The organism is Bradyrhizobium sp. (assembly GCF_019242285.1).
Classification (GTDB): Bacteria; Pseudomonadota; Alphaproteobacteria; order Rhizobiales; family Xanthobacteraceae; genus Bradyrhizobium.
The window spans coordinates 1-13,265 of sequence record NZ_JAFAVV010000841.1; the positions used below are offsets into that span (position 1 = coordinate 1).

Below are 13,265 nucleotides of genomic sequence, written 5' to 3' on the forward strand. Positions count from 1 at the left end.
ACAACATCATCTTCGTGTTCACCGGGCTGTCGGCGACCGACCTCGTGCTCAGGAACAACCCGACACCGAGCACGATGCCGGGCACCGCCACGGGAGCGGTGGCGAGGAAGCCGAGCAGCCGCGAGCCCGCGATCACCCGGCGCGCCGTGACATAGGCAATGACCAGCGCCAGCAACGTGCCGATGGTCGCGGTCGCCGTACCCAGGATCACCGTGTTCCTCAGCACGAGCCCGGTCGCGGAGAGCTCGGTGAGCACGAAGAGGACGTTGCGCAGGGTCAGCGTGGATGGCGTCGCCAGCGTCGTGGCGTTCGGCGAGAACGCGGCATTGAGCAGCGCGAAATAGGGCAGGAATACCGGGCTGAGCAGCACCAGCAGGCAGAAGGCCAGCGCGGGCCAGCGCCATCTTTTCAGCTCGACCTGGCGCGGCGCGCCGTATTTGCCGCCGACCACGGAGTAGCCGCGGCGGCCCAGGATGAATTTCTGCGCCTGCAGCAGCAGGATGGTCACCAGCAGCAGCGGCACGGCAGCCGCGGCCGCGAGCTCGAGCTTCGGCGGATACTGGAACAGGCTCCAGATTTTCGTCGTCATGGTGTGGAAGCCGGCGGGCAAGGCCAGGATCGCCGGCGAGCCGAACAGCGTCATCGCCTGCAGGAACGCGATCAGGCTGCCGGCGACCAAGGCCGGCAGCGCCAGCGGAATGGTGACCCGCCGCGCCGTGGTCCAGGCCTTGGCGCCGAGGATCGCTGACGCATCCTCCAGCTCGCCCGGCATGGTGTCGAGCGCATTCGCCACCAGCACGAACACGAAGGGAAAGGTGTAGCAGGAGATCACGAAGATGATGCCGCGCATCGAATAGATGTTGAACAGGAAGGCATCGGATTCCGCGCCGCCGACGAAACGATAGAGCTGGTTGAGCAGGCCGCTGTTGGGTGCTGCCAGCAGCTCCCAGGCGACGGCCCCGAGGAACGGCGGCGTGACGAAAGAGGCGGTCACCAGAGCGCGGATGGTCTGCCGTCCCCGCATGTCGGTGCGCGACACCAGCCAGCTCATCGGCGCGGCGACGACGCAACAGATCAGAGCCGAGCTGACCGCGATGATCGCGGTGGTGACGAGCGGATCGAGGAAGTCCGGGTCGGAGAAGATGGTGACGAAATTCTGCAGCGTGAGATGCCGCGCCTTGTCGGTCACGCTGAAGACGATCAGCCAGGACAGCGGCAGCGCGATCAGCCCGACCAGGATGATCGCGAACAGCCACAGCACCGGCCTGGTGAGGTCGAGGCGGGGCTTGGAGACTTCGACGCTATTGATGATGGCCATTCCCGGTCCAACTTGCGCGGGTCGACTCCCTTTCCCCGCTCTTCACGGGGACAGGGTCGGAGTGAGGGGCTGCTTCCGCGACAAGGTGATGGACGGACTCGCGGAGAGTCGTGACCGCCGCTTCATCGTGCACCTCCATCAGCGGCTGAGCGCCCGGCAGCGCTCGGGCGGCAAGGTCAGCCAGACCTCGGTGCCCTCGGCGACCAGATTGTCAGGGGTGGTCACGACGCGAAGCGCGGTGCCGTCGGCGGTCTCGACCAGGTAGTCGCGCGTGGCGCCCAGGAACACCTGCCGTGTGACGCGCGCCGGCAAGGTGTTCGGTGCATCGACCGGCGCCTGCCGCGCGAGCATGATGTCGTGCTGACGGATCGAAATCGCTGCGGGCTGCCCCGCCGCGAGCGGCGTGCCGACCACCGCGAGCGTGGTGCCGGCAAATTCGACATGGGCGGCATCGCGCGCAACCCCCCTGACGACATTGCTGGCGCCGATGAAGCGAGCGACGAATTCCGATTGCGGCCGGTCGTAGATCTCCTCAGGGCTTCCGAGCTGCTCGATCCGGCCGGCGTTCAGCACCGCGATCAGGTCGGCCGTCGTCATCGCCTCCGACTGGTCGTGGGTGACATAGACCGTGGTGTAGCGGTAGGCGTCGTGCAGCCGGCGGATCTCGAAGCGCATCTCCTCGCGCAGGTTCGCATCGAGATTGGACAGCGGCTCGTCGAGCAGCAGCGTCTCCGGCTCCACGATCAGCGCGCGCGCCAGTGCCACGCGCTGCTGCTGGCCGCCGGAGAGTTCGCCGGGATAGCGCTGCGCCAGCGCCTCGAGCTTGGTGGTGGCGAGAATCGCGGCGAGCTTCTTCGCGATGGTCGCCCGATCGAGCTTGCGCAGGCGCAGGCCGTAGGTGATGTTGTCGGTCACCGTCATGTGCGGCCAGAGTGCGTAGCTCTGGAAGATCATCGACATCTTCCGATTCTCGGGCGGCACCGTCCTCGCCTTCGAGGACACCACGCGCTCGCCGACGCGGATTTCGCCGTCGGATGGCTCCAGGAAGCCCGCGATCAGCCGCAAGGTCGTGGTCTTGCCGCAGCCTGACGGGCCAAGCAGGCAGACGAGCTTGCCGTGATCGATGGCAAGCGAAATGTCATCGACCACGACCAGCGATCCGAACCGCTTGGTCAGGCCCCGCAATTCAACCGACGCCAATCAACTCCCCCGGGGCTGGTCTTGTTTGGGCGACGGCTGGTATACCAGCATCGGCCCCAAATTCGAAGCCCGTGAATGGCGTGCAAAGTCGACCACATCCTCCGCGCGGAGGACGGCCGCCGGCACCGTTTGCACTCCCGACCAACTGTGCGGCACTGGCCCCCAAGACCGCGCCGCGCGCGGTCCCTAGCCTTCCACCTCCAGGACCCGAGCGATGGAGATGAAGGTGGCGGAGCAGGTCAAATCGATTTCGGCGATGCGCCCGGCTGGCCGGCCCGGTATTTTCCATGGCTGGATCATCGTCGGGGCGGCGTTCGCGCTGCTGGCGATGTCTGCCGGCATCACCTATTCGACGCCCGTGCTGTTCCACCTGTTCGAAGCCGATTTCGCGATCGGCCGCTCACAGGCCGCCTTCATCTTCTCCCTGAGCCAGGTCATGGCCTTCGCGATCGGCCCGGTCGCAGGCTCGCTCGCCGAAAGACACGGACCTCGCCTCGTCGTTGGCGGCGGCGTGGTGCTGCTGGCGGCGGGACTGATCGGCGCATCGTTGGCGCGTTCCTATCTGCCGCTCGTGACGTGCTACGGCATCGCGGTCGGATTCGGCAGCGGCGCGATCTATGTGCCGCTGCTCGGCCTGATCCAGCGCTGGTTCGACCGGCGCCGCGGCCTTGCCTCAGGCGTCGCGACCACCGGCGTCAGCGTCGGAACGCTGACTTTTCCGATCATTGCCGCGGGCGCTGCCGACGCCTTCGGCTGGCGAGCGCTGTATGTCGCCCTGGCGGCCACCTGCCTTGCGATCGGCCTCGTGGCCGCCGGCGTTCTGGTCGCCGATCCCGCTGAGCACGGCCTGAAGGCCGACGGTGATCTCGATGCGGCGACGGCGCGGCCGGACAAGGTCGCGGGCTCGGGCATGAGCCTTGGCGAGGCGCTGCGCGACCGCCAGTTCTATCAGCTCTATGTCTGCAGCTTCGGCGCGGCAGTGCTGTCGTTCATGGCCTTCGTGCATCTGCCGCAACAGGCGGCCGAGGCGACGGGCGACCGCATGGTGGCGGCCGCCATCATTTCCGTGATCGGCTTGGCGAGTCTCACGGCCCGGCTCGGCGGCGGGTCCTGGGCCGACAGCATCGGCAGGGTGGCGATGGTCCGCCTCGCGCTGCTCTTGATGCTGGCAACCTCGATCCTGTGGTTTGCAGAGCCCTGGGGCGCGAGCGCCTACTTCGTCGTCGCGGCGCTGTTCGGCATCACCTACGGGCTGTGCATCGCGCTCCTGCCGACGGTGATCGCCGACAGTTTTGGCAGCAAGGAAATATCGCGGATCATCGGCACCATCTACACGGCCTTTGCGCTGGCAGGGCTGCTCGGCCCGACCGCCGCCGGCATGCTGCGCGACCGATATGGCGACTACACCATCGCGCTGACGCTGTGCATCGCGCTATCCGCTTTGACGCTGCTCGCGTCCGCCGGCGTCAGCAAGCGGTATTAGGCGGCCACATTGTCGCCGAGCCAGGACGCCGCCGCCTCCAGCCCGCCTTTGCCATGCGGGATCCGCAGCGCGTTGAGGCCGACCTCGATCACGCCGAGCGTGCCGAGAACCATCGGTGCGTTGACATGGCCCATATGGGCGATGCGGAACGCCTGCCCTTGCAGGTCGCCGATGCCGGTGCCGAGCACGACGCCGCATTTCTCCTTGCAATAGGTCTGCAGCTTCTTCGGGTCGTGACCGCCCGACACCGTCACGGTCGTCACCGTGTTGGAGCGCTCGGACGGCTCGGCGATGTTGAAGCCGAGTACCTGGCCCTCGGTCCACGCCCCGACTGCGCGGCGCACCGCCTCGCCGAGCAGTTCATGGCGGCGAAACGCATTCTCCAGTCCCTCGGCGTTCAGCATGTCGATCGCCTGGCGCAGCGCGAACAACAGGTGCACCGGCGCGGTGCCGGCATAGCGGCGGTAGTGCTCGGTGCCCTCGCGCTCGCTCCAGTCCCAATAGGGCGTGCGCATGTTGGCCGTCTTGTGCACGGCCTGGGCGCGTTCATTGGCGGCAACGAAGCCGAGCCCCGGCGGCGTCATCAGGCCCTTCTGCGATCCGGACATCGCGACGTCGATGCCCCATTCGTCCATCTCGAACGGCATGCAGCCGAGCGAAGCCACGGTGTCGACCATGTAGAGCGCGGGATGGCCACTGGCCCTGATCGCCTTGCCGATCGCCTCGATGTCGTTCTGCACGCCCGACGCCGTGTCGACCTGCGCCACCACGATCGCCTTGATGGTGTGATCCTTGTCCGCCCTTAAGCGTGCCTCGACCTCCTCGGGCCGCACCGCGCGCCGCCAGTCGCCTTTCAGCACCTCGACCTCCGCGCCCATCAGGCCCGCCGCATGGCCCCAGCCGACCGCGAAGCGCCCGCTTTCCAGCACCAGCAGCTTGTCGCCCCGCGACAGCACGTTGGAAAGCACCGCCTCCCAGGCGCCGTGACCGTTGGCGATGTAGATGTAGCACTTGCCCGTGGTCGCAAACAATTTTCCGAGATCGCGATGCAGCCCGTCGCTCAGATCGATCATCTGCTGCGAGTAGATGTCGAGCGCCGGGCGATGCATCGCCTGCAGCACCTCGTCGGGCATGGTGGTGGGTCCGGGAAGGGCCAGAAATTCCCGGCCCGCGCGAACGGTCATGAGGGGGTTCCTTCGCCTTGCAGGAGTCCATGCATGCCGGTTCGGCGGCCGAAATGCAAGCTGGCGAGCTATGCAAGCGCATCCGCCACAGCATGCCCTATCAGGACTTTCGATTCGGTTGCGGACGAGATCGGCAATCTAGCGTTTGGTCTCGCGGCAGCCGGCAGCCTCCGCCTCCTCGACCGAGCAGAACCAGCGCGTGCCCTTGGCGATCCGCATCCTGATCTGGGCGTACCAGCGGCTCCTGGGCGTGTGATAGATGCATTCGCCGGCCGAGTTGACGTTGCCCTTGATGGTGCAGTCCGGCGACGGCGCGACCTCGCCGGAGGCCGACGCCATCAGGATCACGTGGGCGTTGTCGGGCGGCGTCACCGCGCCGAGGATTGCGGTCTTCTTGTTGCGGACGCGCCAGTCCCAGGGCGCGATGAAGGCGCCCTGCCACATGCCGGCCTTGGCCTCGCGGGCGGCGGCCTCGTCGGCCTCGTAATCACGCGTGGTGCGGACATAGGCCAGCGCCCAGCCGCTCCGCACCAGCCATTTCTGGATGTCCTCGCCGTCGACCTCGCAGCGCGCCACGCTGCGGCCGCGGCGGTCGGTGCGCTCGACATGGCAGGTCCAGCTCTTGCCCTCGGCATGCCTGGCGAGCTCGTCGCGCGCGGCGACCCCGCAGGTCCAGCGCTCGCCCCCGGTGTTGAGGCAGAGCTGGTCGACCGACGGCGCATCGATGCCGAGAAGCCGGATGCGGCTGGTGCCGATCGTGACGACGTCGCCTTCCCGCACCTTCGCCTCGCCGGTGATATCGGCAGCCCATGCGAGCGAGGGCACGATCAGGAGGAGTACGGCGATCGGGAATTGACGGATCATGCCGCGGCCAATGCTTAGGTGGGAAAACGTTCAATCGGATGAGCGCGATTGTCGTGCGGATCAAGTCCGCACACCAGTGGCGCACGCCGCCTGAACCTCAACTTAACGCGATGTTCACAACTCTCCGCAGACGGGTAAGCCGCCTGCTAGCCCCAGCCCGTCGCCTTCATCGCCCGCCGTGCGAGCGCGAGCGCCAGCAGCACGAAGGCCGAGGTGACCTCGGGGCCGCCGACCAGGATGCGGGTCGGCGTCTTCATCTTGTTCCACTCATAGGCGCGATACGGCCCGCGGCGGCCGCCCTCGCCGAGATGGGCGGTGATGGTATTCAACGCCGGCGTGAAGGTGGCGACGTCGGCGCCGAGATGGCCGAGTGCGATCAGCGCCAGCGCCGCGTCGAACGGATTCATCTCGGCGACGATCAGTTGCCCCTCGACATAGGCGAGCACGCAGGTGCGGATCGCCTCGAACGCGCCGTCCGGGTCGATCGCCTGCCGCGCCGCGGGCGGCAGCGCCAGGAACGCGGCATAGCAGCGGCCGAAATAGGCGCAATACAATTCGGGCAAATAGTAGATGTGCGAACGCGGGTTGGCGAAGGCGCCGCTCTCGGCGAGCCGGCGCTGGAACGAGATGATGCGGTGCACCGTGGACAGGCGCTGCGGCGTCTCCAGCACCTTCCAGCGGGTGAGATTGCGGAAGGTGACCTCGAGAATGTCGAGATTGAGGGTCGGATCGAGATCGTTGCCGAACGGCCGCTCCGAGGCGAGATTGTCGATCCAGGTCGCGACCCCGCCCTCGAAGTCGATGTTGTCGTTGATCGGCACCGTGACACGCGGCTCGTTGGCGCCCGCGCGCACCTGGTAACCGGCATAGAAGTCGAGCAGCGGCTGCTCCAGGATCGGATCGGTCGAGCCGGCCTGGGTCGCGGCCGAGAACGAGCAGGCGGTGGTGTCGCAATCCGGCACATAGATGCCGAAGCCGAGATCCTGCTTGATCTGGGCGAAGAAGCGCGAGAAGCGCGGATGCGGCAGCGGCGCCAGCGCCGTGATCACGGCAAAGCTCGTGCCGTCGAGCGCCCGCACCTCCTCGCGGCTGGTGGTGAGGCAGAAGGCGACCATCTCGTCGACGGCGCGGCGGCAGGCGGCGGCGTCGGCCGCCGAGGCGAGCCCGGTCTCGACGAAGGCGAGCAGCGCCTCGGTGAAGAAGGCGTCGTAATAGGCCGAACGATGGCGGATCTGCATCGGCTCCCACATCGGCTCGGCGATGCCCCGCCACGGCGGGTTGATCAGGGCGCGGGCCGGCGAGCGCGCGATGAACACGCGGGCGAGGTTGAATAACAGCGTCGAGTTCTTGTAGCCGCGCGAATTGAGCCCGGTCAGCGCCATCAGCATCTCGCGGCCGCGCAGATCGGGATCGCCGATCAGGTTGAAGGCCGCATAGGTCGGGATGAAACCGTTCTTGCGAAACGCGCGGAGCAGATGGGCGGCGCAGGTCCGGATCATGTGCTCGATCTCGGCCATGCCGGGCGCGGCGCCCGAGACCGCCGGCGCCGGCGCCGGATGGGCGAGCGCGATGGTGTCGACCAGCGCCGCGACCGGCGTCCCGATCGCCTCCCAATCCGGCGACGCGTCGTCGCGGGCGCGCCTCAGCGCCACCCGCAACGATTGCAGCCGCGTCTCCTCGCGCAGCTCCGGCAGGCCGGCGCGGCCGAGCAGCGCGCGCAGCGGCGGATTGCCGAGCGCGGTGCGGTAGAATTTCGATAGATGCGGATCGCCGCCGGGCGCGCCCGACAGCAGGGGATCGCAGATATCATACAGCGACGGGCCGTCCTTCCGGGCCGTCAGCGCGCGGCAGGCGGCCCCCGCGATCTCGTACAACCGCATCGATACTTTCTTTCCGCCGCGCGAAGCCGGCACCTCGCTGCCGCGCGCCGGACGCACGCCTCGCTCCCGGCCGCCCCAAAAACCCGCGGACGGTATACGAACCGGCCGGAATCGCAAAATGTGACAGGTGTCACAGCGGCGCCACGGCATTTGGCCGCAGCATGCGGTAATGGGGTGGCGGCCGGCGGGGCCGTGGCATTACGGAAGAATCGCAAAATCATGAAATATCTTCAATGTCTTATGGAGCAAAACACATCGCCTATTGCCTGCTCCATGCGACCGGTTTAAGGGTTTCTTTGTTGCGGCGCCGCAAATTGCGCGCTATTCGGCGACACATCCACCAGGACCCCCTCAAACCTCTGGAAACCTTGGCGCGATCAAAGCAAGCGCGCCGTCGGCAACGACAGGATGAACTGTGATGAACCTGACGCAGCTTCGCATCTCCCGACGTACGATTGCGCTTGCCGCCGCGCTGCTTTGCACGGTGTCGCTCGCGATCGGCGCCCATGCGGCGCTGAGCGTGCGGGCGCTCGATGCCGCCAAGGCGGTTGCGACCGAGCAAGGGAATGAGGGGTCCACCTCGCGCCTGGCACTGCTGATCGGCAACGGCCACTATCCGGATGCCGCCGCGCCGTTGAGCCAGCCGATCAACGATGCGCGCGCGCTGACCGGCGCGCTGCGCCGCAACGGATTCGACGTCGACGTCATCGAGGACGCCACCCGCGAGGACATGGCGCGTGCGGTCGAGCGGCTGAAGGGCCGGATCAAGCGCGATTCGGTGGTGATGCTGTTCTTCGGCGGCTATGGCGTGCAGTCCGGCCGCGAGAGCTACATGATCCCGGTCGATGCCACGATCTGGAAGGAAGCCGACGTGCGCCGCGACGGCGTCTCGATCGAATCCGTGCTCGACATCATGAAGGAGAAGGGCGCGCGCGCCAAGCTCGCGGTGATCGATGCCTCCCGCCGCAACCCCTATGAGCGGCGCTTCCGCACCTTCTCGCACGGGCTCGCACCGATCACCGCGCCCAACAACGCGCTGATCCTGTCGTCGGCGACGCCGGGCAAGGTAGCCGAGGATTCCAAGGGCGACGACAGCGTGCTGGTGGCCGAATTGCTGCAACACCTCGAGACGCATTCGGTCGCCGGCGCCGAGGCCGTGTTCAACAAGACCCGGGTCGCGATCTCCCGCGCCTCCGACGGCGAGCAGGTGCCGTCGGTCTCTTCCTCGCTGCTCGAGGACGTTCGCTTCGGCGCCGCCGCCGGCCCCGCGGGAAGCTGAGATCAGACCGCGTAGGATGGGCAAAGGCGCGCAAGCGCCGTGCCCACCCTCATATCAACACCATGATATGAATGGTGGGCACGCTTCTGCCTTCGCGTGGCGGGCTTCTGTGCAGGTGGTCGCTTAGAGCGTTTTCGAGCGAAGTGGAGACCGCTTCGCGTGAAGAAAACGCGTCAAAACAAAGAAGCTAGAGCTTCCGTTCCGATTCCATCGGAACGGAAAACGCTCTGGCCCACTCTACCGAAACACATTCCATCAATACTCGTCGTAGCGGTACCAGCCGTGATGATGGTGATGATGATGGTGGTGGTACCAGTGGTGATGATGGTGATGGTGATAGTAATACGCGCGTGGCGGCACCACGACCACCGGGCCGCGGCCCCAGTAGCCGTGATGGTGATGATGATGGTGGTGGTGATGGTGATACCATTGCGCCACCTTCTCGCGCGCGGCCGGCGGCACGTCACGTGCCTGCGCCTCGTCCATCGCGCGCAGCACCTTGGCCGCGTTCGGGATCGGCGCCAGCAGGTCGGCATACGAGTTCGCCCGCAACACGTCCGACGGCTGTGGCGCGGGCTCGGTTGCGGCCTGCGCCGCACTGAGCGTGCCGAACGCGGCGGCCGCGCCCAACAATCCGGCGATCTTCTTTTCCATGCTCTAAACTCCTTCACCTGCGCGCTGGGCACGGCCCAACCGGCTCGATGTCGCCGGGTTCCTAAGACCGCAACCGCGCTCGCCGGCCAGCATCGGTCGGTCCCGCTGAACGCCAGCTGAAGGCGCGCGCGGCGCGATGCCGCAGCAGGCTGGCGGAACTTTTCGCGTGGAGTACGATGTGGCCATGCACACGGGTGGTGTACCCTCTTCCACACGCGGAGAGGGTGCACCGAGCTCGTGGCTGCGAAACTATTTCGCGCTGGCGAACACGGGGCGCACCGGATCGCCCTCGCGCAGGATGGCGCCGGCGATGGCGACCACGTCGTCGCCTTCGTTGAGGCCGTCGCGGATCTCGATCCGGCTGCCGCTCATCAGGCCGAGCTCGACCCGATGAGTCTCGATGTGCTGGCGGCGCACCACCTGCACCGTAGTGCCGGCGCTGTTGTACTGCACGGCGGTGAGGGGGACTGCGACGTTGCAGCTCTGCCCGGTGCGGATCAGCGCGCGGCCGGAGGCGTTGACGGCGAGCCGCTTGCCGCCCGTGATGCCGATGAACACCTGGCCGAGCTGCACGTCGGGCTGCACGGTGGGCGCGATGCGGCGCACGATGCCGTCGAGATCGCCGGCACCGATCACCTTGAGGCTCGCGGGCTGCTTGACCTGCAGCTTGCCGATGTCGCCGGTCGGCACCAGGCCCACGAGATCGTATTCGCTGCGCGCGATGATGTTGAACAGCGCCTCGCCCCGGCCCGACGCCAGCGCGCCGATGGTGGCCGACGACGACGAGATCACGCCGGCGACCGGCGCCTGCACGATCTGGAAGCCGCCCTCGGGCAGGTTGAGCCGCGCCAGCGTCTGCCCGGCGGTGACGGTGTCGCCGGCATCGGCCATGATCTCGGCGACCTTCAGCCCCATCCGCTCCGGCCGCACCGCGGTCTCCTCGCGCGGCATCACGATGCCCGACACCTCGACGATGTCGTTGAAGCAGGCCCGCTTCACCTTCAGCACGGTGACCGTCGGCGCCCAGGGAATGTCCTTCTCGTCCTCCGCACGGGAGGCCGGCGCGGAGAGGCAGAGCGCAATGGTGGCGAGCGCGGGAAGCAGGAGAGACAACGGGCGCGGAAGGAGACGAGGCATCGGGGATTCCGGGAATTTTCGAGGCAAGACCTATCAGAACCGGATCGCGGACGCCAATCCCGGCTGGATGGAATATGTGATGTGGATCACGATATCGACCCGGCCGCGAAGCCGCCATGACGATGACTGCTAAGCTCTCATGCAGGGAGAGATCAGATCGTGCACCTGCCCCACGAATTGGGCGGCGTGAGCATAGCTATCGGTTGATTTGCGCGTTTCGTTTATTGCGTTTACAATAAAGACGAAATCGATATCGATTTGAGCTGCATATGGGTACCAAGAGCGCGGAGAAACCGATCAGCCTTCCCTCGAAGGAAGAGTCCGAGCTTGCACGGCAAGCATCGCTGGCGCTTGCGTCGAGGCCCCCCACCGAATTGAGAGTCCGGCTGGATGACGGCCGGGAGCTGGTCCTGCCGAAGGCGGCGACCTCGGCAATCGCCGATGTGCTGACCGAGCTCGCGGGGGGTCATGCGGTGACCATCGTGCCGGTGGACGCGGACCTCACCACGCAGCAGGCCGCCGACTATCTTAATGTCTCACGTCCCTATCTGATTGGGCTCTTGGAAGCCGGAAAGATCGCCCATCACATGGTGGGAACGCACCGGCGGATCAGGTTCCAGGATCTGGCGGCATTCAAGGCCGTTTCCGAGAAGCGGCGACGGGAGATCATGGAAGAGCTGGCGGCCCAGGCCCAAGAAGAGGGGATGGGCTATTAGTGAGCCCTCAATCGTCGTCCTGGACGCCTGCACGCTCTACCCGGCGCCATTGCGCGATCTTCTCCTGGAAATGGCGACCGCGGGACTTTTCCGCGCCAAATGGACCGAACGAATCCACGACGAGTGGATTTCCAGCCTGCTGCGCGATCGGGACGACCTGACGCGCGCCAAGCTGGAGAGAACCAAAGCCTTGATGAACGAGGCCGTGCTGGATTGCCTGGTGAGCGGATACGAGTCGCTGTCCGTGGGATTGGACCTGCCGGACGGCGACGACCGGCACGTCCTCGCCGCCGCCATCCATTGCCAGGCGGACACCATCGTCACCTATAATCTGAAAGACTTCCCGCAGGAAAAACTCGCGCGCCATCGCATCGAGCCGCAGCATCCGGACGATTTCATCTCCCACAGATTTGGAATCGACGAGGTCGCCGTTTTGGCTGCCGCCCGGCGCTGTCGAGCCAGGCTGAAAAATCCCCGACGCTCGGCCGAGGAATATCTACGCGCGCTCGAGCGATGCGGCCTGCCGCAAGCCGCCAGGCATCTGCGGGATTATGCCGAGGTGATCTGAGCTTTGAAAACGGCCCTCCCTGTCCCCCGTCGTGCTTCGGTTCCCGCGCTACTTTTGATATGGCAACCTGTTGCGCCGGTATGCGGGGGTTGAAATGCTGACGGGTGAGTTGCGCTCCAAGATCGACAATGTCTGGAACGCCTTCTGGGCGGGCGGCATCGCCAATCCACTCGAGGTGATCGAGCAGATCACCTACCTGCTGTTCATCCGCGGCCTCGACGAGGCGCACACCCGCGAGGAGAACCGCGCCGTTGGGTAAGCCGATGGAACGGCGCATCTTCCCCGAGGGCAAGGACGACATCGGCAAGGACGGCGGCGTCGCCTATGAGGACATGCGCTGGTCGCGGCTGAAGAACAAAGACCCCGCGACGATGTTCGCGATCGTCTCGGAGCACGTCTTTCCGTTCCTGCGTACCACGGCCGATGAAGACACCGCGCACGCCACTCATATGAAGGGCGCACGCTTCACTATTCCGACGCCGGCGCTGCTGGCGAAGGTGGTCGACCTGCTCGCGGACATCCCGATGGAGGACCGCGACACCAAGGGCGACCTCTACGAATACATGCTGGCGAAGATCGCCCCCCGGCCAGGACAAGGAATATTTCCGGGTGTTCGACTATTGCCAGAACATCGAGTTCTTCGGCGCCAATCCAGAACTCAAGGAGGCGGCCGCGGCGCGCTCGCTATCCGAGAGGCTGTTTGCCGGCCGGGTCGACCTGGTGCGGGCGCTGGACGAGAAGCAGGCCAAAGCCACCGGCTTCTCGGCCGGCGAGCAGGCGCCCTACCGCGATGGCGAGGATGCATCGCCGAGCGAGCCGGAAATACGCGCGTCTGCCGCGCAGACCCTGCAGGCCATCGTCGGCGGCATGAACGCCGACAATTTCATCGTCCGCCAGCATCGCCGCGCGGTGGAGAAATATTGCGAGCCGAAGGCGTGGGAGACGATCGACGACGATAAGCGCAAGGAGCTGGTTGACGAGG

The 13,265-nt window shown here is 66.3% G+C and carries 11 protein-coding genes and 2 pseudogenes; 6 read left to right on the top strand and 7 right to left on the bottom strand.

The window, feature by feature from the left end; genetic code table 11:
* Together JOY90_RS34520 and JOY90_RS34525 are read right to left on the bottom strand one after the other, a co-directional pair.
* A partial coding sequence (locus JOY90_RS34520) for an iron ABC transporter permease (RefSeq protein WP_291695564.1) occupies positions 1-1,318 on the bottom strand: 1,318 nt, incomplete at its 3' end.
* A gap of 138 nt (positions 1,319-1,456) precedes the next feature.
* A complete protein-coding gene (locus JOY90_RS34525) occupies positions 1,457-2,518 on the bottom strand; it encodes an ABC transporter ATP-binding protein (RefSeq protein WP_291695565.1) in 1,062 nt (353 codons plus the stop codon).
* A 214-nt stretch (positions 2,519-2,732) separates the two neighbouring features.
* Here JOY90_RS34525 and JOY90_RS34530 point away from each other — a divergent pair, with 214 nt between their 5' ends.
* On the top strand, positions 2,733-4,001 hold the full coding sequence (locus JOY90_RS34530) for an MFS transporter (RefSeq protein ID WP_291695566.1): 1,269 nt from the start codon (positions 2,733-2,735) through the stop codon (positions 3,999-4,001).
* Here the strand turns inward: JOY90_RS34530 and JOY90_RS34535 are convergent.
* The 3 genes from JOY90_RS34535 to JOY90_RS34545 form a co-directional block, all read right to left on the bottom strand.
* Entirely contained in the window at positions 3,998-5,185 is a 1,188-nt protein-coding gene (locus JOY90_RS34535; protein WP_291695567.1) for an aminotransferase class V-fold PLP-dependent enzyme, read from the bottom strand. The two genes, JOY90_RS34530 and JOY90_RS34535, sit on opposite strands and share 4 nt — an antisense overlap.
* Positions 5,186-5,323: 138 nt before the next feature.
* Complete coding sequence (locus JOY90_RS34540) at positions 5,324-6,049, bottom strand: thermonuclease family protein (protein WP_291695568.1); 726 nt, start codon at positions 6,047-6,049, stop codon at positions 5,324-5,326.
* 146 nt (positions 6,050-6,195) lie between these two features.
* Positions 6,196-7,929, bottom strand: coding sequence for a hypothetical protein (locus JOY90_RS34545; protein ID WP_291695573.1), 1,734 nt, complete (start codon positions 7,927-7,929; stop codon positions 6,196-6,198).
* Positions 7,930-8,347: 418 nt separating this feature from the next.
* Here JOY90_RS34545 and JOY90_RS34550 point away from each other — a divergent pair, with 418 nt between their 5' ends.
* The gene (locus tag JOY90_RS34550) at positions 8,348-9,208 is read left to right on the top strand and encodes a caspase family protein (RefSeq protein ID WP_291695569.1); all 861 of its coding nucleotides are present in this window, start codon (positions 8,348-8,350) and stop codon (positions 9,206-9,208) included.
* A 255-nt stretch (positions 9,209-9,463) separates the two neighbouring features.
* On the opposite strand, the gene JOY90_RS34555 is transcribed toward JOY90_RS34550, so the two are convergent.
* A complete protein-coding gene (locus JOY90_RS34555) occupies positions 9,464-9,862 on the bottom strand; it encodes a hypothetical protein (RefSeq protein WP_291695570.1) in 399 nt (132 codons plus the stop codon).
* 249 nt (positions 9,863-10,111) lie between these two features.
* On the bottom strand, positions 10,112-10,999 hold the full coding sequence (locus JOY90_RS34560; RefSeq protein WP_291695571.1) for an HlyD family efflux transporter periplasmic adaptor subunit: 888 nt from the start codon (positions 10,997-10,999) through the stop codon (positions 10,112-10,114).
* Between the two features lie 269 nt (positions 11,000-11,268).
* Here JOY90_RS34560 and JOY90_RS34565 point away from each other — a divergent pair, with 269 nt between their 5' ends.
* The 4 genes and pseudogenes from JOY90_RS34565 to JOY90_RS34580 all read left to right on the top strand — a co-directional run.
* On the top strand, positions 11,269-11,715 hold the full coding sequence (locus tag JOY90_RS34565) for a helix-turn-helix domain-containing protein (protein WP_291695572.1): 447 nt from the start codon (positions 11,269-11,271) through the stop codon (positions 11,713-11,715).
* A 19-nt stretch (positions 11,716-11,734) separates the two neighbouring features.
* The gene (locus JOY90_RS34570; RefSeq protein ID WP_291695574.1) at positions 11,735-12,283 is read left to right on the top strand and encodes a PIN domain-containing protein; all 549 of its coding nucleotides are present in this window, start codon (positions 11,735-11,737) and stop codon (positions 12,281-12,283) included.
* Positions 12,284-12,377: 94 nt separating this feature from the next.
* A pseudogene (locus JOY90_RS34575) lies at positions 12,378-12,864 on the top strand (type I restriction-modification system subunit M N-terminal domain-containing protein); the annotation flags it as partial.
* Positions 12,865-12,892: 28 nt separating this feature from the next.
* A pseudogene (locus JOY90_RS34580) lies at positions 12,893-13,265 on the top strand (restriction endonuclease subunit R); the annotation flags it as partial.